Source organism: Pseudoclavibacter sp. VKM Ac-2867 (assembly GCF_015351275.1).
Lineage (GTDB): Bacteria > Actinomycetota > Actinomycetes > Actinomycetales > Microbacteriaceae > Pseudoclavibacter.
Map to the genome: position 1 here is coordinate 289,472 of NZ_JADKSL010000001.1, position 24,437 is coordinate 313,908.

At 68.9% G+C, this 24,437-nt stretch carries 20 protein-coding genes; 9 read left to right on the top strand and 11 right to left on the bottom strand.

What is annotated here, in order from left to right:
* Positions 1–7: 7 nt before the first annotated feature.
* The 10 genes from ITJ67_RS01280 to ITJ67_RS19495 form a co-directional block, all read right to left on the bottom strand.
* Positions 8–1,510, bottom strand: a complete 1,503-nt coding sequence (locus tag ITJ67_RS01280; RefSeq protein ID WP_160071058.1) for a glycoside hydrolase family 32 protein — start codon at positions 1,508–1,510, stop codon at positions 8–10.
* A complete protein-coding gene (locus ITJ67_RS01285; protein ID WP_194676496.1) occupies positions 1,507–2,445 on the bottom strand; it encodes an ABC transporter ATP-binding protein in 939 nt (312 codons plus the stop codon). The genes ITJ67_RS01280 and ITJ67_RS01285 overlap by 4 nt, the downstream gene beginning before the upstream one ends.
* Positions 2,442–3,347 carry an ABC transporter ATP-binding protein gene (locus tag ITJ67_RS01290; protein ID WP_104298238.1) on the bottom strand — a complete coding sequence of 302 codons (906 nt, stop codon included), beginning with the start codon at positions 3,345–3,347 and terminating at the stop codon, positions 2,442–2,444. Before ITJ67_RS01290 ends, ITJ67_RS01285 begins: the two co-directional genes overlap by 4 nt.
* Entirely contained in the window at positions 3,344–4,363 is a 1,020-nt protein-coding gene (locus ITJ67_RS01295) for an ABC transporter permease (protein WP_160071056.1), read from the bottom strand. The genes ITJ67_RS01290 and ITJ67_RS01295 overlap by 4 nt, the downstream gene beginning before the upstream one ends.
* Before the next feature lie 9 nt (positions 4,364–4,372).
* Positions 4,373–5,350 (bottom strand): ABC transporter permease, encoded by a 978-nt coding sequence (locus tag ITJ67_RS01300; protein ID WP_160071055.1) that lies wholly within the window; start codon positions 5,348–5,350, stop codon positions 4,373–4,375.
* Positions 5,351–5,474: 124 nt separating this feature from the next.
* Positions 5,475–7,124 carry an ABC transporter substrate-binding protein gene (locus tag ITJ67_RS01305; RefSeq protein ID WP_194676497.1) on the bottom strand — a complete coding sequence of 550 codons (1,650 nt, stop codon included), beginning with the start codon at positions 7,122–7,124 and terminating at the stop codon, positions 5,475–5,477.
* 52 nt (positions 7,125–7,176) lie between these two features.
* A complete protein-coding gene (locus ITJ67_RS01310) occupies positions 7,177–8,175 on the bottom strand; it encodes a LacI family DNA-binding transcriptional regulator (RefSeq protein ID WP_236558281.1) in 999 nt (332 codons plus the stop codon).
* A gap of 281 nt (positions 8,176–8,456) precedes the next feature.
* A complete protein-coding gene (locus ITJ67_RS01315) occupies positions 8,457–9,578 on the bottom strand; it encodes a TerC family protein (protein ID WP_194676498.1) in 1,122 nt (373 codons plus the stop codon).
* A 216-nt stretch (positions 9,579–9,794) separates the two neighbouring features.
* Entirely contained in the window at positions 9,795–10,895 is a 1,101-nt protein-coding gene (locus ITJ67_RS01320) for a substrate-binding domain-containing protein (protein ID WP_194676499.1), read from the bottom strand.
* Entirely contained in the window at positions 10,892–13,411 is a 2,520-nt protein-coding gene (locus ITJ67_RS19495) for a heparinase II/III domain-containing protein (protein WP_228502157.1), read from the bottom strand. Before ITJ67_RS19495 ends, ITJ67_RS01320 begins: the two co-directional genes overlap by 4 nt.
* A 149-nt stretch (positions 13,412–13,560) precedes the next feature.
* Between ITJ67_RS19495 and ITJ67_RS01330 the strand changes: the two genes are divergently transcribed.
* From ITJ67_RS01330 to ITJ67_RS01360, 7 genes are all read left to right on the top strand, one after another.
* Positions 13,561–15,489, top strand: coding sequence for a DUF2264 domain-containing protein (locus tag ITJ67_RS01330; protein ID WP_323741352.1), 1,929 nt, complete (start codon positions 13,561–13,563; stop codon positions 15,487–15,489).
* 63 nt (positions 15,490–15,552) lie between these two features.
* Positions 15,553–16,845 (top strand): ABC transporter substrate-binding protein, encoded by a 1,293-nt coding sequence (locus tag ITJ67_RS01335; protein WP_160071048.1) that lies wholly within the window; start codon positions 15,553–15,555, stop codon positions 16,843–16,845.
* A 67-nt stretch (positions 16,846–16,912) separates the two neighbouring features.
* Positions 16,913–17,860, top strand: coding sequence for a carbohydrate ABC transporter permease (locus ITJ67_RS01340; RefSeq protein ID WP_160071047.1), 948 nt, complete (start codon positions 16,913–16,915; stop codon positions 17,858–17,860).
* Positions 17,860–18,777, top strand: a complete 918-nt coding sequence (locus ITJ67_RS01345; protein WP_228502158.1) for a carbohydrate ABC transporter permease — start codon at positions 17,860–17,862, stop codon at positions 18,775–18,777. The genes ITJ67_RS01340 and ITJ67_RS01345 overlap by 1 nt, the downstream gene beginning before the upstream one ends.
* Positions 18,778–18,779: 2 nt before the next feature.
* Complete coding sequence (locus ITJ67_RS01350; RefSeq protein ID WP_160071046.1) at positions 18,780–19,442, top strand: ferredoxin-NADPH reductase; 663 nt, start codon at positions 18,780–18,782, stop codon at positions 19,440–19,442.
* A gap of 32 nt (positions 19,443–19,474) precedes the next feature.
* Positions 19,475–20,644, top strand: coding sequence for a glycoside hydrolase family 88 protein (locus ITJ67_RS01355; RefSeq protein ID WP_194676501.1), 1,170 nt, complete (start codon positions 19,475–19,477; stop codon positions 20,642–20,644).
* A gap of 16 nt (positions 20,645–20,660) precedes the next feature.
* On the top strand, positions 20,661–21,518 hold the full coding sequence (locus ITJ67_RS01360) for a fumarylacetoacetate hydrolase family protein (protein WP_194676502.1): 858 nt from the start codon (positions 20,661–20,663) through the stop codon (positions 21,516–21,518).
* A 22-nt stretch (positions 21,519–21,540) separates the two neighbouring features.
* On the opposite strand, the gene ITJ67_RS01365 is transcribed toward ITJ67_RS01360, so the two are convergent.
* Complete coding sequence (locus ITJ67_RS01365; RefSeq protein WP_160071043.1) at positions 21,541–21,762, bottom strand: hypothetical protein; 222 nt, start codon at positions 21,760–21,762, stop codon at positions 21,541–21,543.
* 232 nt (positions 21,763–21,994) lie between these two features.
* Between ITJ67_RS01365 and ITJ67_RS01370 the strand changes: the two genes are divergently transcribed.
* Together ITJ67_RS01370 and ITJ67_RS01375 are read left to right on the top strand one after the other, a co-directional pair.
* Positions 21,995–22,843 carry an endo alpha-1,4 polygalactosaminidase gene (locus ITJ67_RS01370; protein ID WP_194676503.1) on the top strand — a complete coding sequence of 283 codons (849 nt, stop codon included), beginning with the start codon at positions 21,995–21,997 and terminating at the stop codon, positions 22,841–22,843.
* 488 nt (positions 22,844–23,331) lie between these two features.
* Positions 23,332–24,354: a hypothetical protein gene (locus ITJ67_RS01375; RefSeq protein ID WP_160071041.1), complete on the top strand. Its 1,023-nt coding sequence runs from the start codon at positions 23,332–23,334 to the stop codon at positions 24,352–24,354.
* The last annotated feature ends 83 nt before the right edge of the window (positions 24,355–24,437 follow it).

Sequence of the window (24,437 nt, forward strand, 5' to 3'; positions counted from 1 at the left end):
GCCGCGTTCAGCGCAGCTGGATCCGGTCGTGCTCCTCGGCGCCCGCCATGTGCCACGCGGTCGCGCGCGTGACCGCGGCGTCCCCCTCGACTCTCGCGCCGAGCGCATCGGTGCGGGTGGGGTAGACACGAGCCGTCAGGGCGATGCCATCGCAGAACACCTCGATCGAGGACCGATCAACGACGATGCGCAGACGCGAGGGGCGCTCGCGGTCGTCGGCGGTGCTCGGCTCCGGCACCGTGCCGGCGAGGCGCGAACGGTCCGCGGTCGTGTCGGCGGAGGACCGGGATCGATCGAGGCTCAGGTGCAGCGCTCCGTCCCGGCGAGCGAGCTCGACGACACACGCCTCCTCACCGTCCGGGGTTGCGAGAACGGTCACGGCCAGTCGCCGCCCGTCGCCAACGAGCGCATCCACCTCGATGTCGAGGGCGTCGCCAGACCAGTCGCCGGCGAGCTCGTGCGTTCGAAGAGCGGCGAACTCCGGAACCGGCTCCTGCCGGACGACCCCGCCACGGTCGAGCCACAGGATCCGGGGGAGAGCCATGGCCCCCGACCAGCCCGAGGCGATCATGGCCTCGTCGGTGCGTCCCTCCTGCATCCACGACCAGAGGATGCGTCGGCCCGCCTCGTCGCGGTAGGTCTGCGGGGCGTAGGCGTGGCGCCTCCCGAGATCGAGCCGCTGGACACGGTCGATCTGGAACCGGTCATCCCGATAGGTCCCGAGGGCGATCAGTGGATGCAGGGTCGCGCCCTCGTGCCAGGCGGAGAAGATGAGCGCATGCGGGTCGCCGCTCGCGGCATCCGGCGCTGCGGTCGCCGCGGTTCCAGCCGATTCGCCGGGAAGCAGCCGGAAGAAGTCGACACACTCCCACATCGTTCCCGTCCAGTCCGGGTCGTCGAGAGCGACCGGGCCCGCGGGGAGCGACGCGAGCGGGCCGATGAGCCGCCACTCGCGGAGGTCCGGGGACTCGTAGAGGAACGCGCACCCACCGTCTCCGCGCACACCCGAGCCGATGAGCTGGCGCCACACGTCGCCCTCGCGCCACACGCAGTGGTCGCGGTACGCAGTGAGGTCACCTTCGGGAGGGGTCGAGATGATCGGTTCCGGCAGCGGCGACCACTCCTCGAAATCCGCCGTGCCGACGGCGAGGCAGGGCAGCTCGCGGAGCCCCTGGCGGCCCGAGTAGACCAGCGTGGGCGTGCCAGCGTCGTCGACGAGCACACCGGACCAGCAGCCGTCGCCGTCGGCGCCCTCTCCGGGGCGGAGCGCGATCGGACGATCGCGCCAGTGCACAAGATCGTCGCTGACGGCGTGACCCCAGTGGATGCGGTGGTGCACCGGAGCTTCCGGGTTGTGCTGGTAGAAGAGGTGGTGGAGCCCATCGACCTGCGCGACTCCGTTCGGGTCGTTGAGCCAGCCGCCGGGCGAGGTGAAGTGGAACGCTGGGCGAAGCCGGTCCGACTGAGCCCTCACGAGCTGCTCGTCGGCGCGGACAGTGGTGTCGGTCATTCGTTCTCCTCGGGTGCGAGCACCCAGTGGTCGTTGTCGGCGTCGACGATGCGGCGCGAGAGTGCCGGCGCGGAGGTCCACGCGGCGATCTCCTCGCGCAGGCGGGCGCGAACGCCGATGTCCGGTGCGGAGCCCCGATTGGGGTCGGGGACGGCGCCGACGAGCAGGCGCGTGTATGGGTGGCTGGGGTTGGCGAGCAGCGTGGTCGACTCGCCGCCCTCGACGATCCGACCGCGGTGCATGACCAGGATCCGGTCGGCGAGGTACCTCGCCGAGGCGAGGTCGTGCGTCACGTAGAGCATGGCGATGCCCCGTTCGTCCCTGAGCCCGGCGAGCAGGTTCAGCACGCCGATGCGCACGGAGACGTCGAGCATCGACGTCGGTTCGTCGGCGAGGATGACATCGGGTTCCACGGCCAGCACGCGCGCGATCGCGATGCGCTGCCGTTGGCCGCCCGAGAGCTCGTGCGGGAATGCGCTCAGGACCTGGCGATCCAGGCCGACCGACTCCACGAGCTCGGCGCAGCGCTCGTGCACGTCGCCATGGCCCATGCCGTGCAGCTGGAAGGTCCGTTCGAGGACCGCGCCGACGCGGTGGGCCGGGTTGAGCGATCCGAAGGGGTCCTGGAACACCATCTGCACGCGGTTCCGGTATGCGCGGGAGGCCGAGCGGCGCTCGGAGCGCAGGACATCCACTCCGTCGAGCTCGACGGTTCCCGCCGTCGGCTGCTCGAGGCGCGCGACGCACCGCGCCAGCGTCGACTTGCCCGACCCGGACTCGCCGACGAGCGCGACGATCTCACCGCGGCCGATCGAGAGGTCGACGTCGGACAGGGCGTCCACCGCGCCGCGACGGCCGAAGAGGCCAGCGCCGGGGAACCGCTTGGAGAGGCCCCGCACGCGCAGGACGGGTTCGTGCTCGGTGACGACGCTCATCGCGTCTCCTCCTCGATCAGTGCGCCGCTCGGAGCGACGAGGTGGCCTGGGGCGACCTCGACGAGGTCGGGGACATCGGTGAAGCGCACGCCCTCAGCCAAGCCGGAGAGCTTCGTCCTCGGCCCGCTGATGGGTGGGAACGCCCCGAGCAGCGCCCGGGTGTACGGATGCCGCGCGCCGTCTCGGATGACCGCGGCGGGCGCGACCTCCACGATGCGGCCGGCGACCATGATGCCGATGCGATCGGACAGCTCGAGCATGAGCGACATGTCGTGGGTGATGAACAGCACGGCGAAGTCGAGCTCCTGCTGGAGGTCCCGGATCTGCTGCAGGATGTCCTGCTGCACCACGACATCGAGGGCCGTCGTGGGCTCATCGAGGATCAGCAGGCGGGGGCGGAGCGAGCAGGCCATCGCGATGACCACCCGCTGTCGCTGGCCGCCGGAGAGCTGATGCGGGTACGAGCGGAGACGGTCCGCGCCCACCCGGACCATCTCGAGGAGCTCCCCGGCGCGGCGCCAAGCGTCGCGCTTCGAGATCCGCTCGTGAGCCCGCAGCGTGTCGACGAGCTGGTCGCCGATGCGCATCACCGGGTTGAGCGAGCTCATCGCCGATTGGAACACCATCGCCACCTCCCGCCAGCGCCAATCGCGAAGGCGCCCGGCGTCCATGCTCAGCACGTCCTGCCCGTCGAAGAGGATGCTGCCGCCCGTGATCCGGGCCGGCTCCTTCAGCAGTCGCATGATGGCGTTCGCGCACGTCGACTTCCCGCAGCCGGACTCCCCGGCGAGGCCGAGGATCTCACCCTGCGCGATCGAGAAGGAGACGCGGTCGGCGCCGCGGACGGACCGCTCGTCGCTGACGTAGTCGACCGTGAGGTCGCGGACTTCGAGGACGCTCATCGTGCCTGCTCCTTGCGGTCGACGGTCGTGGGCGCCGTTGCGGTCCGCGCGGTGCGCGGCCTCCGGAGCCGTGGGTTGGTGACCTCGTCGACCGCGTAGTTGCAGAGGGCGAGGGCGAAAGCGACGAGCGCGATCGCGAGACCGGAGGGGACGAAGATCCACCACTGGCCGATCATGAGCGCGCCGTCGCTGGACGCCCAGAACAGGTTGGTGCCCCACGAGAGGGTGTTCGGGTCGCCGAGCCCGAGGAACTCGAGGCCGGCCTGCGCGCCGATCGCTCCGATGATGCAGGCGAGGAGCGTGGTCATCACGATCGATGCCACGTTGGGCAGCATCTCCCGCAGGATGATCGACAGCGGTCGCTCTCCGGAGGTGATGGCGGCGCCGATGTAGTCCTTGCCGCGGATCGAGAGGCCCTGAGCGCGGAGCACCCGAGCGCTGCCAGCCCAGCCCGTGATGACGAGCACCGCGATGACCGTGCCGAGTCCCGGCGGGAGGAACGCGGCGAGCAGCACGAGCAGCGGCAGGCCGGGAATCAGGAGGAAGACGTTCGTCACCAGCGAGAGCGCATCGTCGACGCGCTTGCCGAAGAAGGCGCTCGTGAGACCGACGACGATGCCGACGAGTGTCGAGAGCACACCCGCGACGAACCCTACGAGCAGGCTCGAGCGAGCTCCCCAGACGGTGAGCGCGAGCACATCCTGCCCCTTCGCGGTCGTGCCCAGCAGATGGTCCGCACTGGGTGGCGTTGCTCCGCCCGACCCGATCCGGGACGGGTCACCGGGGAAGATCACGGGTGCGGCGAGCGCGAGCACCACGAAGACCAGCAGGATGATGAGCCCGGACAGCGCCTTCTTGTTGCGCAGCAGGGCGCGGAGCAGGCGCGTCAGCTGACGTCCGCGCGAGCGGTTCTGCTCATCCGGCAGACGGGTGGCGATCGAGCTGGTGCTCGGCGGTTGGCTCGCGTCGCGGACGGCTGAGGCGTGCGCGAGCGACTCGGGGCTTTGGATCGACATGGGTACCTCTCAGCGCACGCGAACGCGCGGGTCGAGTCGGACGTAGATGAGGTCGACGAGGAAGTTCGCGAGGAGCACCGCGGCGGTGATCGTGAGGAACAGGCCCTGCATAAGCGGGTAGTCGAGGCCCTGGACGGCGGCGAGCAGCTGGTAGCCGACGCCCGGGTAGGCGAAGACGACCTCGGTGAGCAGGGCGCCGCCGACGATGAAGCCGAGGCTCATCCCGATGGAGGTGACGCTCGGGAGCAGCGCGTTCCTGGCCCCGTACCGGAGCATGACACGCGACGAGCTGAGCCCCTTCGCCTCCGCCATGAGGATGTAGTCCTCTGAGTTCGTGGCGATCATCGTGTTGCGCATGCCGAGCATCCACCCGCCGATCGACACGAGCACGATGGAGAGCGCAGGCAGGACGAGGTGCGCCGCGACGTCGCTGATGAACACCGGATCCCACGACGGGGTGAGGCCGACGCTGAACGCGTGGCGCAGCGGGGCCCACCCGAGCATGACTCCGAAGACGTAGAGCGCGCCCATCGCGAGCCAGAAGTAGGGGAACGAGCCGATGAAGACCAGGAAGGGCGGGACGATCGAGTCGAGCACTCCGCCCCGACGCCACGCGGCCAGGATGCCGAGGAGGTTGCCGATGATCACGGCGATGAACAGCGAGACGGCGCCGAGCAGCAGCGTCCACGGCAGCTGCTGGGCGATGACCTCCGTCACGGGCGTCGGGAACCTCGAGATGGAGACGCCGAAGTCGCCGGTGAGAATCCGGACCAGGTACTCGGGGTACTCCTGCCACCATGGGCCACCGTTCACGCCGAGCATCTCGCGGAGTGAATCGACCTGCTCAGGGTCGAGGCGCTGTTGAGAACGCGAGAGCATGCGCGTCACGGGGTCCCCCGGCATGAGACGCGGGAGGAGAAAATTGAGGGTTATGGAGACCCAGAAGGCCAGCAGGTAGAACCCGAGCCTGCGCAGAATGAAGCTCACGACATCCTCCTCGATGGATGGAGCGGGTGGAGTTGATGGGGCGGCGGCGCGGCCCCTTCAGGGCAGGCGGCGGCTGGGCCGCCGGCCGGGATGTGGCCCGGCCGGCGGCGAGAGAAGGCGGCTGTTACTCGGCGGGCGTCAGCTTCGTGAGTACGAGCACAGTGGTGGAGGAACGGGTCGCGAGGGTCGCATACGGGTCCTCCTCCGTCGGCCAGCCGACGAAGCGCTCGGTCGTGTACGCACCCCATTCAGGGCCGGAGAACAGGGGGACGACCGGGGTCTGCTCCGCGAAAAGCTGCTGCAGGCCCGAGGTCGCGGCGGCCTGCTGCTCCGGCTCGGAGGCGCTGGCCAGCTCGGAGAGCAGCGCATCGGCGTCCGCACTGCCGAAGCGGTGGTAGTTGTCGAAGGTCTGCTCGCCGACGGGAACGACGGTCTCCGTCGACATCGTGTTGCGGTAGTACTGGTACGGAGTCGGCGCGGCGGCGCTCCAGACGATGCCGGTCTCGAAGTCGCCGGTCTCGTATCCGGCGACGACCGAGGCCCAGTCGGGCGAATCGACGGTCGCCTGGATGCCGAGCTCGCCCAGGTTCTGCGCGATGATGTTCGCGACCGAGAGCCAGTCGCTCGACGTCGAGCCGACGGAGATGGTGAACGAGAACGGCTGGCCGTCCGGGGTGGTCCGCGTCCCGTCTGCGCCCTCCGGGTATCCCGCGGCATCGAGGAGGTCTGCCGCCGCTGCGAGGTCGAGCGAGGCCCAGCCGCAGGAGCTCGCAACCGCCTCGTCGCGCCAGGTGTCGTATGCGCCAGAGAGCCCGGTGCAGTCCGCCGCCGTCGTGTAGCCGGACATCCCGACGTCGACGATCTGCTTGCGGTCGAGCGCCATGGAGAGCGCCTGCCGGACGCGGACGTCGGAGAACATCGGGAGAGTCGTGTTGAGCTGCCAGTTGATCATCGATCCCGTCGGCGGGAACCAGTAGTGCCGCTTCTCGGGGTCACGGTCGACGAACGCGGTCTGGATGTTCGGAATGTACTGCGGTGCCCAGTCGACATCGCCGTTGATGGCCGCCAGGTTGGCCCCGTCGTTTCCGGCGAACGCCAGCATCCGGATGCCTGGGATGTTCTGCGCACCCTCCTGCCAGTAGTTCGGGTTCGGCAGGAGGTCGAACGACTGCGCTTGGAAGTTCGTGACCTCCGTGTAGGGGCCGGTGCCGACGGGCAGAGGGTTCTCGAAGTTGCCGGGATCTTCCTCGGCCGCCCAGATGTGCTCGGGGACGAGCGTCAGCTGGCCCAGCTCGTAGAGTGCCGGGCTGTACGGCTTCGAGAGCGTGAACTCGACCGTGTCCGCGTCGACGGCCTTGGCGTCGGCGAGATAGTCGAATCCGCCGAGCAGCTCGCGCTGCAGGTCGACGGTGAACACGACGTCGTCGGCGGTGAACGCCTCGCCGTCGGACCACAGCACGCCGTCGCGGAGGTCGAAGGTCTGCGTGAGGCCGTCGCCGCTCGTCTCCCAGGACTCGGCGAGCCACGGCACGGTGTCGCCAGCGGCGGGGTTGTAGATGAGCATCGACTCGTAGATCGCCTGCTGCGTCATCGGGGCGGCGGTCGGCGAGAACGGGTTGAAGTTCTGGCTGAACGTTCCCATGTCCTCGCGAGGGATCGTCAGGAGTGCTTCACCGGCGCCGGAAGCGGACGCAGTGCAGCCGGACATGGCGACCGCGGCAACGGCGCCCATGCCGACCACGGTGACGACGCGCTGTCTGATGGATAGGGTCATGGTGTCTCTTTCTTCGCGTGCGTAGGAGTTCGCAGGGGAGGGATTTGCTCGATCATCGGATTCGACCTCCGATGGACGAGCGCGAGCGCAGCGGGCAGGCGATCTCGATCTGTCGATCGGTGATCGCCTCGCCCGCTGCCAGCGAGGTGAGCATGGTCACCCCTGCCGCGCCCATCTCCTCGAAGGGAAGGGCGACGGTGGTCAGGCCGGGTCGCAGGTAGCCGGCCAGGATCTCCTGGTCGTCGAAGCCCACGACGGAGATGTCCTCGGGAATCCGGAGCCCGCGTTCCTTGATGGCGTCGTAGGCGCCCATCGCGACGCGGTCGTTGCCGCAGAAGATCGCTGTCGGGCGCTCGGGCAGATCGAGGAGTCTGGTGGCCGCGGCGTAACCGCCATCCGCTGTCCCGTCGCTCGACTCGATGAGCTCGTCGCCGAGGGGGAGCCCCGCCAGGCGCATCTCGTCGCGGAGGCCTGCGAGGCGGCCGACCGTCGCCGCGATGCCGGGGGCGAGCGTGATGTGGCCGATGCGCTCGTGTCCGGCGTCGAGGAGCGCACGAGCTGCCGTGCGACCACCCTGGCGTTCGTCGGGGACGATGCTCGGCACTCGGTTGTCGAGGTCGTAGCAGTTCACCAGCACGCAGGGCACGTCGTGCGCGTTGTCCGGCACGCGGATGCCGCGGTGCCACGTCGCGGCGATGATGATGCCCTCGACCCGCTGCTCGAGCAGCTTCTCGATCGCGAGCGACTCCATGGTCGGCTCCTCGTCGCTCGGGGCGATGAGGAGGAAGCTGCCGAGCTCCCACGCAGCCGACTGGGCGCCCTTCACGATGTCGACGGCGAACGGGGCCGTCACGATCTCCGTGACGAGTCCGTACCATCCGGTGCGCTGGACGGCGAGCGCCCTGGCTGCCGCATTCGGGCGGTACCCGAGCTCGGCGGCGGCATCGCGAATGCGACGCCTGGTGCCTTCCGGGATGGCCGCGTCCGTTCCGTTCAGAGCGAAGGAGACCGCCGTCCGGCTGACGCCCGCGTGGCGTGCCACGTCGGCCATGGTGACTGCCTTCGCACGCGCGGGACCCCCGTGTGTCGACGCATTCTGACCGCTCATTGGAATCCTGTCTTCATTGACTAACCCGCGTTAATGCGAGCGATAGGAGCACAGTACGACACTCACTAACGCGCGTCAACTGGAGCGCTGGCCCTGTCCTGGCCGAGGCGTCGCATCGCAGCTTTCGCCCCATCTGCAACGCTGCCCGGCGTTTTGCCCTCTGAGAGTGGTCTCAGAGGGCGAAACGTCGGGCAGCGTTTGCGGTGTCGGGGTTCTGCGGCTCGCTAGGCGTCGCGGGAGTCGCCGCCGGAGACGGGGGACCCGCTCGCGGTCACTTCGCTCGCGCTCGCACCGCTCGACCCGGCGCTGGCGGCGCGGGGCGCATCCGCAGCATCGGCGGCCGTCTCGATGGGCTCGTCCTGCACGGTGGAGCGCTCGGACTTGCTGCGGTCGTTCCGCGTCTTGAGGAGGCTCGCGATCGTGGCGACCGCGATGGTCGCGCCGATGAACGTGAGCGAGAACCAGATCGGGATCTCCGGCACCCACAGCAGCGGCTCGCCGCCGTTGATGAACGGAACCTCGTTGACGTGCAGGGCGTGGAAGACGAGCTTCACGGCGATGAAGCCGAGGATGACGGCGAGGCCCTGGCTGAGGTAGACGAGGCGCTCGAGCAGTCCGCCGATGAGGAAGAAGAGCTGGCGCAGGCCCATGAGCGCGAAGGCGTTCGCGGTGAACACGATGTACGCCTCGTTGGTGAGCCCGTAGATCGCGGGGATCGAGTCGAGCGCGAAGACCAGGTCGATGAAGCCGATCGCGACGATCGTGAGGAGCATCGGGGTGACGAAGCGCTTGCCGTCCTTCTTCACGGTCATCTTGTCGCCGTGGTACTCATCCGTGACGGGCAGGATGCGGCGCACGAAGCGCATGAAGGCGTTGTTCGAGGGATCCCCGTGGTCGCCCTTGATCTGCTGGTAGGCGAGCACGAACAGCAGCGCGCCGAACAGGTAGAAGACCCAGGAGAAGTTCTCGATGAGGGCGGCCCCGACGGCGATGAAGCCACCGCGCATGATGAGCGCGATGACGATGCCGATCATCAGCACCTTCTGCTGGTAGATCTTGGGCACCGCGAAGCCGGTCATGATGATGAGGAACAGGAAGAGGTTGTCGAGTGACAGCGCCTTCTCGGTCAGGTAGCCGGCGAAGTACTCGCCGCCGTAGCGCCAGTCGGTGACGAATCCGATGCCGACGCCGAACAGCAGCGCGAGGCCGATGTAGAACGCCGACCAGCGGGCGGATTCGCCGATGGTGGGCTCATGCGGCTTCCGCACGTGGGCGAAGAACTCGTACACGAAGAAGGCGATCGTCACCGCGATCGTGATGAGCCAGACAGTGGTGGTGACCTGCATGGGGGTACTCCAAAGGGGGATTGGTGTTCAACAACGACACCAAGGTCTCCTCCACTCCGGCCAGATCAGCGACGCTGACATGGCGGAACCGGTGCCCCGGAACGTGGAATCACGCTCGTATTGACGGGCACACCGCAGACGGGAGTACTCCCCTTGCTTCGGAAGAGCTTAGGGGGATGCGCGGGCGGGAAGGCTGGGAGAACGCCCGCAAACGGCTCAGCTTTCGCGAGGCGGCGCCGTGGAGAGTCGCGAGTTGAAGCTGGGGCTGAGCACGGTGCGGTGCACGGGGCGCGTCGGGTCGGCGATGCGCGCGAGGAGCGTCGTCACGGCGGCCCGCCCGAGCGAGGACCGGGGCGGGGTAACCGCGGTCAGCGCCGGCGTGAAGAGGTCGGCGACCTCGTCGTCGTAGGCGACCACCGACAGGTCCTCCGGCACGCTCAGCCCGCGCGCAAGCGCGACGTCGATGATCGCCATCGCCTCGCGGTCGGAGTGCACGAGCAAGGCCGTGACGCCGGCCTCGAGGACGGCATCGAGCACCGCATCCACTGCCCCCGAGAATCGAGGGTCGCGGCGGTCGGGCAGGATGCGCTCGACGTGCTCGCCCGGGGTCAGGCCGAGCTCGCGGCACGCGGCGGACCAGCCCGCGATGATCTTGCGCGAGGTGGGGGAGTTCCGCGAGATGAAGAGGCCGACCTTGCGGTGCCCGAGCTGCGCGAGGTGGCGGGCTGCGAGCACTGCGCCCAGCGCGTGGTCGGTGGTGACAGATTCGGCCGGGGTGCGGTCGGGGCCGACGACGGCGTCACGTTCGGCGAGCACAAACGGCAGGCCGGATTCGTGCAGCCACTCCATGACCTCGCGCGCGTGGTCGGTGTCGGTGTTGGGCGCGACGACAAGGCCGGTGACGCCCTCGTGCTCGACCATGCGCTCGAGCACGGGCCGCTCATCCTGCATCTCGTAGGACGTACCGCGGAGCAGGAGCTTCGCACCCTGCTCGCGAGCCACCTGCTCCATGCCGCGGATGACGCGCGGCCAGTAGAAGTCGAGCGACGGCACGAGCACGCCGATGGTCTGCTGCGCGCCGTTGTTCGCCTGGCGCGCCTGCAGGGCCGGTGCCCCGTCGGGTGGGAGCACCGCGCCGCCGTGCACGCGCACGAGCAGCCCCTCCGCTTCGAGCTGCTGCAGGTCGCGTCGCAGCGTGACAGGGGTGACATCCAGAGCATCCGTGAGCTCGGCGACTCGCACCGCGCCGGACGCGAGCAGTCGCTCGAGGATGAGGTCCCGACGCTCGGTCGCGAGTCGTGATCCCTGTTCCATCATTCTGTGACCCCCACAGCTTCTGTCTGCCCGAGGGGCAGTGTCGAGTGCTCTTGTCGCACGGTGACGGTCAGCGTTGACCGGTGTGCGACGTCGAGGTCGAGTCGCACGAGTCTAGGGCCCCACACGTCCGTGAGCATCGGATCCTCGAGCTCGATGGGCGTCAGGCTCGCGTGCGCGCCCTCGTCCCACGTGATGCGGATGCGCGGGGCCCCGGCGAGCGGGGTCACCGTCGCGCCGCGATGAGCGGGGCCGTTGTTGTCACTGTGGTTGTCACCGTTGTTGTTGTTGTTGTTGTTGTTGTTGTTGTTGTTGTTGTTGTTGCCGTCGCTGTCGCTGTCGCTGTCGCTGTCGCTGTCGAGCGCGACCTCCCCGGCGAGCAGCAGCCGCAACTGCGTCGCACCGGCGGCTTCCGCGGCGGAGAGTTGTGGCGGAGTGCGGTTCGTGTCGCGGGCGATGGCGTTTGGCCACAACTCTGCGGGTGCTGCGGGTGCGGCGAATGCGGAGGCTGGAGCCGGAGCCGGAGCTGGCGCGGGGGCGTGGGTTGCGGGTGTGGGTGTGGCGGGCGGAGCGGGCGCGGCTTCCGCGGCGGAGAGTTGTGGCGGAGTGCGGTTGGTGTCGCGGGCGATGGCGTTTGGCCACAACTCTGCGGGCGGGGCGGATGCGGCTGGTGCGGGGGCGTGGGTCGCGGGTGTGGGCGGGGTGGCCGGTGCGGGCGCGGCTTCCGTGGCGGAGAGTTGTGGCGGAGTGCGGTTGGTGTCGTGCGCGAGCGCGTTTGGCCACAACTCTGCGGGTGCTGCGGGGTCTGCGGGCGGGGCGGCCGTGGCCGGTGCGGGTGCACGGCCGGGCTGTGCGAACCGCCAGGCGTCGTGGATGCGGACCTCGGCGCGCTCGCGGTCGAGGCGCACTTCGCGGCGCCAGGACTCGAGCTCAGCGACGTCGTAGGCGCCGGCGAGCTCCAGCTCGAGCGAGGGGGCATCCCCCGTCTGCACGTCGATCACGGTGGCGGCATGCTCGCGCCCCGTCGGTTGGCCGTGCCCGGCGACGAACGGCACGTTGTGCCACTCGCTCTGCATCGGCCACAGCTCGTAGCGGCGTTCGCTGAAGGTGCGGGCGTCGTAGCTGGGGCGGCCGGCGTCGACGATGACGGGCACCCCGTCGGAGGCGACCAGGAAGTTGCCCACGTCGTTGTGGTTGTGGTGCTCGTTGTTGTGCCCGCCCTTGGTGGCGACGGAGAGCCCGGCGCTCGACCCTTCGCGCTCGCGGGCGACGAGCATCTGGGTGGACGGCAGCCAGGTCGCGGCGGGGGTCGGGGGAGTCGTGGCTCTCGCCTGCAGCCAGGCCGCATCCGTCATGCCGCGCAGCACCCGGCCGAGCCCCTCGGCCTCGACGGCCGCTGGCGAATCCGGGCGCCGATGGGAGGCGGCGAACCGCTGCGCGTCGAGGTCGCCCGCACGCACCGCGGCGCGGTGGAGGGAGTGCCAGGGCTGGTCGGCGCTCGGCTTCGCCTGTCCGTCTGCGGCGTTCACGAACCAGCCGGCGCCCAGATGCATGCGGTGAGGGAAGGCCACGGTCTCGCGAAGCGCCGGGATGCTCGGCACGGGGTCGAGCCTGCCGCCGGTCGCGAAGGTGAGCAGGTCGAGGGCCTCGAGCAGGCGGCAGGCGCCGTTCCACCAGTAGGCGTAGCCCTCGTCGATGGCGCCGTCTTCGGGGAGCACGGCGACGTACCGGTCGAGTCCCTCCACGACGAGCGCGAGGATGCGGGCACGCTCGTCGGCCTCCGCCGGGTCGTCGAGGAGGCGCAGCGCGGCGACGAGCACGTTGCCGTGGATCCACGGGTTCCAGTTGTGGGCGTCGCCGTCGAGACCGAGCCAGTGCCAGTCACGGCGGCGCGTGAACGGCTCGAAGACCCGCACGCGCGCCTCGTGGCGGATGCGGGCTCGCACGCCCGGGTAACGGGCGTCGAGCTGGTCGCCGAGCAGCTGGTCGACCCAGGCCAGCTGGCCGACGACCTCGCCTGCTCCAAGGTCGAGGTAGGGGTCGGTGACGGTAGCGACGACCGAGCCGTGGCGCTGGAGCGTGTCGTCGTGGGCGGGCCAGCACCAGGAGCTCTGCTCGCAGAGGAGGATGATGCCGTCGACGACGTCCCCGAGCATCGCCGGGTCGGCGGTAGCAGCGACGGCGATGCGGGTGAGGCGCTCCTGCCGCGCGAAGGCGGGTGTCTCCCAGGCGAGGCGGTCGCCGTCTCCGTGGTAGCGGGCGGCGTCGCTTGCGAGCGGCTGCGGCCAGGGCGTGCCCCGCTCAGCGTCGGCGCGCGCGCTCAGTGCTGCGAGCGTGATCGGCTCGGGTTCGCCCGGCTCCCAGGCGGATGCGGGTGCTACGGGGAGGGCGTCGTTCGGGGCAGCGATCACCGCGCGGAGGGCGGTCGAGAGATCGAGGTCGCCTCGAAGCCCGAGCTGCGCCGTGAAGGCGCGCGTCAGGTGAGCGCGAAGCGGCGGCCTAGGCCTGTTGTCTGTCATCGTTGACCTCTTTCACAAATCGATCGTAAACGATCATGCACGATCATAACCGCATTGTTGTGATCGAGAATGATTGCTACGCTCGGAAATGTCACCACCCCCGAGGAGACGGTTCATCCTCCCTCGGACGGCAATTCAAAGGAGAATCCGTGTCCACTGCATTCACGCCCGCGTCGCCCGTCACCGCGGCGCAGTCAGCGTCGCAGTCGGCATGGACTCGCGACGACTGGACCGGCTACGCCGACCGCCTCCTCTCCGGAGCCATGGCCTGGGCCTCACCAGGCAAGGGCCGCATCACTCCTCCCGGCGCCGAGGGTGGCTACGGCCACGACATCGACGGCCTCGAGGGCTTCGCACGCACCTTCCTCCTCGCCGGATTCCGCATCGCCGGGGAGCGCGGCCAGGGCGTCGACTCGCTTATCGCCTTCTTCTCCGAGGGCATCCGAACCGGTGTGGACCCCGACGCCGTCGACCGCTGGGTGCGGCTCGAGGAGCATCCCCAGGCGAAGGTCGAGGCGGCGTCGCTCGCCCTCATCCTCGACCTCACGCGTCCCTGGATCTGGGATTCGCTCGACGAGCTCACGCAGCAGCGCGTCATCGACTACTTCGCTCCCGCCGTCGGCGACGACACCTACCCGCGCACAAACTGGCTCTGGTTCCGCCTCGTGGTCCAGACGTTCCTCCGCTCCGTCGGCGGCCCATGGTCGCCCGAGGACGTCACGGCGGACCTCGCGCTGCACGACTCGTTCGTGCGTGCCGACGGGTGGCTGTCCGACGGGGAAGAGCGCTCCTACGACCACTACGTCGGCTGGGCGCTGCACATCTACCCGGTCCTGTGGTCGCGGATGCGCGGAGCCGACGAGCTCGCGGGTGGCCGCCTCGCGGGCGACGTCGCCGCGCTCGACCGCTTCCTGCAGGACGCCGTGCACCTCATCGGCGGCGACGGCTCGCCGCTCCTGCAGGGCCGCAGCCTCATCTACCGCTTCGCAGCGGCGGCCCCGTTCTGGGTCGGCGCGCTCGCGGAGGTCCCCTCCGTGTCGCTCGGCGCCCTGCGGCACGCGGCCGAGAAGGTCGTCACCCACTTCGATCAGCGCGGAGTGCCCGACGAGCGCGGCCTGCTCACTATGGGCTGGCACGGCGAGTGGCGGCAGCTCGCGCAGGCCTACTCCGGGCCGGCGTCCCCGTACTGGGCGTCCAAGGGACTCCTGGGTGTGCTGCTCCCCGCAGACCACCCCGTCTGGGTCGCCGACCCCGAGCTGCTCCCCGTCGAGCGCGGCGACTTCGTGCGCACGATCGCGGCCCCCGGCTGGGTCGTCACCGGCACGAGCAGCGACGGCATCGTGCGCATCGCCAACCACGGCACCGACCACGCGAAGCCGAACACGCTCGTCGGCGACTCGCCTCTCTACGCCCGCCTCGCCTACTCGAGCGCAACGAGCCCGCTGCTCGACGACCTCGCCTGGCACGAGCCCCTCGAGCAGTCAGTGGCGCTCGTCGACGGAACCGGCACGGCCACCCATCGCGCCGCGATGGAGCTCCTCACCACGAGCGAGGACGGCACCGCCGGAGTCGCCGCATCCACCTGGCTCGCCCACACGCTTGAGCCCGCGCTGAAGCAGCAGCGCCATGGTTCGGGCCTCGACGGCGAAGCGAGCGTCATCGCGCGAATCACCGTCGTCTCCGTCGTCCGCGGCGCCGAGGAGGTGCGCCTCGCCCGGGTCACCGACACCGAGACAGGGGTCGACGCGACCGACTGGCAGCTCCGCTGGGGCGGCTGGCCTGTCACAAGCCGACAGGACGCGCAGGTCACGAGCGCGCTCCGCGGTCTGACTGCGGGCACGACGGCCCGAACCGTGACGAGGGCGGATGCAAGCCCGCTCGGCGCATCCACCCGGGTCCCGATCCTCGACGCCCCCGTCGAACCGGACACCTGGGTCGCCGCGCACCTCGCCCTCGCGGGCGCAGACCACACCCCGAGCAGCACCACCGGCGTCGAACTCACCGAAGAGCGAGCCGCCATCACCTGGTCAGACGGAGCCCACAGCACCGTCGACCTCACCAACTACCGCCTCTCGTAGCCCGGGCGTCGGTTTTCAGAGATTCGAAGCGGATCTCGTTCATTGCAGCAAAGGAGCAGCACCATGAAGAAGCGCACCATGATCGCCACTGCGGGCCTCGCCGCCGCCGCACTGGCCCTCACCGGATGCAGTGGCGGCGGGAGCGTCGACCCAGACGGCCCCATCACGCTGTCGGTGTCGGGCTGGAGCGTCGCATCCACCCCCGAGTTCCAGCTGCTCGCAGACGGCTTCACGGAGAAGTACCCCGACGTGACCGTCGAGGTCGTCGACTACGACCCCGCCGAGTACAACACCCTCATCACCGCCGACCTCGCGGCGGGCTCCGGGCCGGACATCATCACCCAGAAGGAGATCAAGTTCGTCACGACCTTCCAGGAAGGCGGACAGCTCCTCGACGTCTCCGACGTCGCGCTCCCCGAGGGCATCAGCGGTGCCGAGTCGTACAACATCGACGGCACGACGTGGGCGGTTCCCTACCGCCAGGACTCGTGGGTGCTCTACTACAACAAGGCACTCTTCGACGAGGCAGGCGTCGCCTACCCCGACGGCAGCTGGACCTGGGATGACTACGTCGAGAACGCCGACCTCCTGACCACGAACCTCGCCAGTGCAGGTTCGACCGCCAAGGGCGCTCACCAGCACAGCTGGCAGTCGACCGTGCAGGGCTTCGCCAACGCGCAGGCCGGCGGCGACATCTTCAGCGGCGAGTACGACTACTTCGCGCCCTACTACGACAAGTCGCTCAAGCTCCAGGACGACGGCGCGCAGGCCTCCTTCAACACGGTCACGGCCAACAAGCTCACCTACCAGGGCGAATTCGGCAAGCAGAACGCCGCGATGATCCCCATGGGCTCGTGGTTCGTCGCGACCCTCATCTCGCAGCAGGCCTCCGGCGAAGCGGACGACTTCGAGTGGGGCATCGCACCCGTCCCGCAGATGGATGCATCCACCACCGGCATGGACAACACCCCCGTCACGTTCGGTGACCCGGCAGGGTTCGGCATCAACGCCAACATCGACGAGGGCAAGACGCAGGCCGCGAAGGACTTCCTCGCCTACGCCGCCAGCGAAGAGGCAGCAACCAAGCTCGCGGGCATCGGCATCACCCCGGCGCTCCTGAGCGACCCCGTCGTCGAGGCGTACTTCGCCGTCGAGGGCGCTCCGCAGGACGAGCTCTCCGCGTTCGCCGTGCAGACGCACGAGACGCTCCCCGAGAGCCCGACCAACTCGAAGACCGCAGCCGTCCAGAACATCCTGAACGACATGCACTCCTCGATCCTCTCCGGTTCCAAGTCGGTTCAGGACTCCATCACTGAAGCCGAGGGCCGCGTGGCCAACGAAGTCGGCCTCGACTAACCCCCCTTGCCGTCGGTCGGCCGGTGCTCTCTCACCGGCCGACCGGCACCCTCTCTCCAGGAGAATCATGACCACCACCACGGAACCGACGCCGCCGTCGGCAGCCCCGCCGGAGTTGACAGCCGAGGCGCGCAAGCAGCGCAACCGCCTGCGAAGGAAGACAACCCTCGTCGGGTGGAGCTTCATCCTGCCGAACTTCATCGGGTTCGCGACGCTGACGCTCGTGCCCGTCATCGTGATGTTCTACATGTCTCTCACGAACTGGAACATCTTCGGCACGTCCACGTTCATCGGCTTCGACAACTTCACGCGCCTCTTCAACGACGGCAGCTTCCAGGTCGCCTTCGGCAACACCATCTACTACTCGGTGCTGCACATCCCGCTCACGATCGTCGTCTCGCTGGGCCTCGCCCTGCTGCTCAACAACAAGCTCCGCGGCGTCGCGTTCTTCCGCACCGCCGCGTTCTTCCCCTACATCACGTCGATCGTCGCGATCGCGCTCGTCTGGAACCTGCTCTTCAGCCCGGACTTCGGCCCCATCAACGAGGGCCTGCGCCTCATCGGCATCGACAACCCGCCGGGCTGGCTCACCTCAACGGAGTGGGCGATGCCGGCGGTGGTCATCATCAGCACGTGGCGCGACATGGGCTACTACATGGTGCTCTTCCTCGCGGCCCTCCAGACGGTGCCGCCCGAGCTGCACGAGGCCGCCCGAGTCGACGGCGCCAACGCCTGGCAGCGCTTCTGGAACGTCACCCTCCCGTGCCTGCGCCCGACCATGTTCTTCGTCACCGTCATGCTGACGATCAACTCCTTCAAGATCTTCGACCTCATCCTCGTGCTCACCGAGGGCGGGCCAGGACAGTCCACGACTGTCATCTCACAGTTCATCTACCGCAAGGGCTTCGAGGAGAACGAGTTCGGATACGCGTCAGCGGCGTCCGTCGTGCTGTTCTTCCTCTGCATCGTCGTCACGATCATCCAGTTCCTGTGGAACAAGCGGAAGGACAACTGATGTCCCAGACCATGGCAGTCGTCCTCCCAGAAGAGGACTCACGTCGCCTCCTCATCGACCCGCCCGCGCATCCCGCGGCAGCCGGCAAGAAGAAGAAGGCCGGGCTCGCGAAGGCGCTGCTCTACATCGCGCTGATCCTCGCTGCGGCAGCCATGCTCACGCCCTTCTTCTGGATGATCATGAGCTCCCTCAAGGACGCGAACGCCGTCTTCTCGGTGCCGGTGAGATGGATTCCCGAGGTCTTCGTCTGGCAGAACTACATCGACATCTGGACCAAGTCGGACATCATGACTTGGATCGGCAACACGCTGTTCCTCTCGGTCACCGTCACGGCGCTTCAGGTGCTCACCGGCTCGTTCGCCGCCTACGGCTTCTCGCGAGTCAAGTTCCCCGGCCGCGATGCACTGTTCCTGCTCTACGTCGGAACGATCGCCGTGCCGTGGCAGTCGTACATGATCCCGCAGTTCATCATGCTCTCCAACGCGAACCTCTCGAACACGCTCTGGGCGATCATCCTGCTGCAGGCCTTCGGCGCCTTCGGGGTGTTCCTCATGAAGCAGTTCTACGAGTCCATCCCCATGGAGCTCTCCGAAGCCGCCCGCCTCGACGGCCTCAGCGAGTACGGCATCTGGCGCCGCATCATGCTGCCGCTCTCGATTCCCGCCATCGCCAGCCTCTCGCTGCTCACCTTCGTGAACACCTGGAACGACTACCTCGGACCGCTCATCTACCTGCGCGACCCGAGCCTCTGGACCATGCAGCTCGGTCTGAAGAACTTCGTCTCCAGCCTCTACGACGTCGACTACGGCGTGCTCTTCGCGGGGCTCACGATCTCGGTTGTCCCGATCGCGATCGTCTTCCTCCTCGGCCAGCGGTACTTTGTCGAAGGCGTCGCCACAAGCGGACTGAAGGGCTGATCGTGAAGCGCATCCCGCACAGCATCTACTCGACGGCATTCAACGTCGCGTACCTCGCCCTCGGCGTGAACGCCATGCTCGCCATCATGAGCCTGCCGTTCCTCGTGCTGCTCGTGACGACGGACCCATCGCTGTCGTGGCCGCTGCTCGCGGCGAGCGCGGCGCTCACGGGACCGGGCATCGCCGGCGCCTTCGCGACCTTCCGCGCGCATGCTGAGGGCGACGGCGACGTGATCCGCGCGTTCCTCCGCGGGGTGCGCCGCACCTGGAAGCGCGCCCTCGTGATCTCGGCGGTCACCTCCGCCGTCGTCACGGTCGCGCTCGTGGACATCTTCGTCCTCGTCCCCACCGGCATCGGCGTCCTCCTCGTTCCGCTGCTGGCCGTCGTCGCGATCCTGACGCTCGCGACCGCAGCGGTGTCGCTCGTCGCCATCACGCAGGCCGACGACACGCGCCTGCTCGTGCTGGTGCGCGCATCCCTCTTCCTCGCCGTGCGCCGCTGGCCGATGACCTTCGCGTCCTTCGCGATCGTCGCCGTCCAGGCCGCGGTCCTCACCGCGGCCCCGGCCATCGCCATCGGGCTCTCCGCCGCCGCCTGCCTCTACGTCGTCTGGGCTGGCGGCCGATACACCCTGCAGCAGACCCCGGCACACGCCGCGGCCTGACGGACACCACGAACTCACTCGAAGGAATCCCCATGACTTTCGCGCCCGCATCCACGACCGTGGAGAACGCGCTGGCAGCGGCCACCGAAACCGTCCGACGCAACATCGTCGCGTTCGGCGCCGCCTACCCTGACGACACGACCACCGACGGCCGCTACCTGCTGCGACCCGCGACCGAGGCCTTCGCCGAGGGGGCCAACCGCGGTTGGACCACGAGCTTCTGGCCGGGCATGATGTGGCTCGCCGGTGATGCCACCGGCGACGCGGCCTTCCACGAAGCCGCCCTCGCGCACGCCGCTGACTTCGAACGTCGTCTCTACGGGGACGAGGACCTCGAGACCCACGACCTCGGGTTCCTGTACTCGCTCTCGGTCGTCACCGCGTGGAAGCAGACCGGCGACGAGCGCTGGCGCACCGCCGGGATCAAGGCGGGGGAGCGGCTCATGACGCGCTTCCTCGAGCCGGCCGGCATCCTGCAGGCCTGGGGGGACCTCAGCGACCCAGCGCAGCGTGGCCGCGCCATCATCGACAGCCTCATGAATATGCCGCTGCTCACGTGGGTCGGCGAGCAGACGGGCGACCCCCGATACGCGGATGCGGTCCGCCGCCACACGGAGCAGCTGCGCACGCAGATCTTCCGCGCCGACGACTCCACGTTCCACACGTTCTACTGGGACGCGGAGACCGGCGAGCCCCTGCGCGGGGGCACCGAGCAGGGCGCGTTCGACGAGTCGTGCTGGGCGCGCGGGGAAGCCTGGGGCATCTACGGCTTCGCGCTCAACTCGCAGGCCGTTGGCGACCCGAGGCAGCTCGAGGCTGCCTGGAGGTGCGCCGACTACTACCTCGCGCACCTGCCGAGCGACGGCATCCCCTACTGGGATCTCGTCTACACCGAGGGCAGCGACGCTCCCCGCGACAGCTCGGCCGCCGCGATCGCCGCGTGCGGGTTCTTCGAGCTCGCCGCGGTCGAGCCCGACCCCGAGCGGTCGTCGCGCGCACGCAAAGCCGCATACGCGCAGCTCGACGCGCTCATCGCCGAGGCGACGCCGCGGCCGGCCGAGTCCTCTGACGCGCTCCTCCTGCACGGCGTGTACGACATGCCGAAGCTCGTGGGCGTCGACGAGGGAACGCTCTGGGGCGACTACTTCTTCCTGGAGGCGCTGACGCGCGCGTCACGCCCCGACTGGCAGCGGTACTGGTGAGCGGGGGAGCAGGCGCATGAGAATCGTCACCTGGGATCGTGCAGGGCAGAGCGTGCCCGCGGCCCTCGTCGAGTCGCCCGAGGGTGATCGGCTCCTCGACCTCTCCGGTCTCGTCGCATCGACACTCGAGCTGCTCTCCGACGAGCAGCTGCTCGCGGATGCGCGCGCCGCGGTCGCGTCGGCCGACCCCAGCGGCCTGCCGTGGCGCGACGGGGAGCGTCTGCTCGCGCCCGTGACGCCGCGTGTGCTGCTCTGCGTCGGCTACAACTATCGCGGCCATGTGGTCGCGGGTGGGGAAGGGCAGCCCGACCCCGAACGCCCGGACGTGTTCGTGAAGACCGCGAACACGCTGCTCGGTCCAGACGACGCCGTGCTCCTGCCCCCGCAGAGCAGCGACGTCGACTACGAGGGCGAGATCGGCCTGGTCATCGGACGGACGGCGCACGCCGTATCCGCCGAGGAGGCACTTTCGCACGTCGTCGGCTACACCCTCGTCAACGACGTCTCGGCCCGTGACTGGCAGAACCGCACCAGCCAGTGGACGCTTGGGAAGTGCTTCGACGGCTTCGCGCCGCTCGGGCCCGCCATCGTGACCGCGGACGAGATCGACGACCCCGCTGACCTGCTCGTCGAGGTCATCCGGGACGGGGAGACGACGGTCTCGCAGAGCACGTCGACGCTCATCTTCCCGTTCGCCGAGCTCGTCTCGTACATCTCGCAGTCCATCACGCTCCAGCCGGGGGACGTCATCGCGACGGGCACCCCGCAGAAGCTGCCGGACGCGCTCCGTGACCACCAAGCCGTCGCCGATGGCGACTCGGTGCGCATCCGCGTCGAGGGGATCGGCGAGCTCACGACGGTGTTCGCGGGCTAGCTCGTCTCCGTCTCACGGGAGATCACGCGAAAGTCCCGGCCGCGAGGCTCACGCCGCCGATGACGGCGCTCAGGGCGGCCAGCGCGGCCAGGATCACGCTGAGCACTCGCAGCCTGCGCTTCGAGGGGTTCTGTCGTCGGGATGCGAACGCCGCCGCCACGATCATGAGGGCGAAGAGGGCAGCGCTGCAGGCGAGGAGTGTCCATCCGACGAACTGCAGGACCGTGTCTGGCTGGTGAACCACGCAGCGACCGTTGCCGGGGCCGCCGCCTAGGCCGCCGCCGGGAGGTCGGTGGCGCGTGCATCGTGCAAGGGGGCGTGGGGCGTGATGGGGGACACCGGCACTCCTTTGTGATAAGTCGACCAAGCTTAGGCGCAGCCTTCTTCTCGAGAGAAAGGATCTCGGGGTGAAAGGCGAGGTGAAATCGGCGGGAATACACAAAGAACCGTGATGTGCCTTGGAGCATGATGACTCCATGCGCGTCTTTCCAGCAGCTCTGCTTCTCGTCGTGAGTGTGTTCGCCTTGAGCGGCTGCGCGCAAGGCGGGACAAAGACGTCCGCCGAGTCGACCGTGCCCCTCCCGCCCACGAGCGGCACCTTCGACTACCAGCTCGGCGAGCCGTACGACATCGACGGCGGCCTCGACGTCGTCGCCCGTGACGCCACTGCCGCACCCGACTCCGGGGCGTACAGCATCTGCTACGTGAACGGCTTCCAGACGCAGCCGGGGGAGTCCGCGGCCTGGCTCGACGAGCGCAGCGAACTGCTGCTCCTCGACGCCGCCGGTCAGCCGATCGTCGACCCGGACTGGCCAGACGAGTACATCCTCGACCCGTCGACGGCCGAGCAGCGCGACGGCATCCTCGACGTGATGGCCCCGATCATCACGGGCTGCGCCGAGTCGGGTTTCGACGCCGTCGAGATCGACAACCTCGACACCTTCACGCGCTTCGACGCGTCCACGAGCGGCGGGGGAGCTGGCATCGACGAGAGCGGGGCCCTCGAGCTCGCGGCGGCCTACGTCGACGCCGCCCACGCTGCTGGTCTCGCGATCGGGCAGAAGAACGCGGCCGAGCTCGCCGACCGCGGCCGAGCCGAGCTGGGCTTCGACTTCGCCGTCGCGGAGGAGTGCGGCGCGTACGGGGAGTGCGACGCGTACGCGAGCGCCTACGGTGATCTCGTCCTGCAGATCGAGTACACCGATGACCTCGCAGGATCGCCTGAGCAGGTCTGCGCTGACGATAGCCGGGCTCCGCTCACGGTCATCCGCGACCGTGATCTTGGTGCTCCGGATGCATCGGACTACTTCAGGCTGCAGTGCTGAGCGAGGGCTCCCACGGCGCTGTCCACGGTTTACCGATTAGTTACTTCGCTTAACTAGCGCACTTAGCCGTGTAATCGTAGAATCGTTCTACCCCCTCAGTCGACCGATGCCGGTTGCCTGCCGCGATGAACTCATCGGACTCGGGCACTTTTGTGCGCCCGGAAGTCAGTATTTTGTCGCGCGCTATTCCAAGAATGAAATGGACGTATGAACAACGCCCCCGTATTGCATCTTCGGCGAGCCGCTCAACCCTCATAGTCGCAGCCGGCAGCCTCTCCGCCATCGCGGCTGGGCCGCTGCGCGCATCCGCATCTGCATCCGCGGCCACCTGGTCTCCGGCGCCACCGACGACACCCAGACGTCCTTCACCACCGGCTTCAACGCCGACCGAGGTGCGCGCCTCCGCTGACCCGCTGGTCCGCGGCCCCCAAACCCCCACAACCACGCCGAACTCTCACGTGGACCTTCGGCGTGCAAGAAAGGTCATCTTGACGAAGAATCCAGACGCCAACCCGTCCGAACTCAACCGCCGAAAGCTCCTCGGTGCAGCCGCATGGTCGGCACCCATCATCGCCCTCGCGGCAGCGACACCCCTCGCCGTCGCGTCCAGCTCGGGCGGAACCCGCACGCTCTCGACGCCGGGTTCCACGAGCATCCGGATCACCCCTCAGGTGCGCACCGTCGAGTTCACCGTCATCGGCGGCGGTGGAGGCGCGACCGCCACGTCCGCAAGCCCAGCCCACCAGGGCGGGCGCCTGGTCGGCACGATCACGCTGCCCGCGTCGACCACGAGCCGCAACCTCAACATCATCGTCGGCGGCGGCGCGACTGCCGCAGGAGTCGGTGGCACGGGGTACGGCAGCGGAGGCTCTGGCCCCGTCTACGGCGGCGGTGGCGGGTCTTCGATCGCACTCGAGGGCACCGTGCTCGTCGTTGCCGGTGGCGGCGGCGGTCGTTCCGTGGTCAGCGGAACGCAGAACACCTACACGGTGATCGACCGCTACGCGACGAACACCCAGGTGCCGTCGACCGGATCCAGCGCGGCAGGCTCGAACGGCATGACCCGCCAGGTGACCCAGACCTCCACCAGTCAGGTCTTCGTCGGTGCTCCGGGCTCCGCGGCCTCAGGCGCCACCGGTGGTGCGGGCGGAGTCTCGACGGCCAACTTCCCTGCCACGAACCCGAGCGGTGCAACGATCGTGCGCTCGGCCGGAGCGGCAGGCCAGAACCATGGCGCGGGTGCCAACGGCGGCGGGAACGGCGCGGCCGGCGCCACCGTCGGTGGTGGATCGACCGGTGCTGGTGGCGGAGGCTACGCGGGCGGCGGCTCGGGTGGCGCCATCCAGAAGTCGAACGCCAACCTGGTTGTCGAGGCAGCCGGCGGCGGTGGCGGTGGCTCCAACTTCACAGCGGCGAGCGGCGTGGTCGTCACGACCACGGGCACGAGCAACGTGCTGCCGATCGGCCCTGGCGGCCACAACGGCACGGTCATCGTGACGTGGCGAGCGTGATCTCCGGCTGACGCCCCACTGAGCAACAACGAAAGGCACCCGGCCACGTGCCGGGTGCCTTTCCTGTGCTCATCGGTGACGAA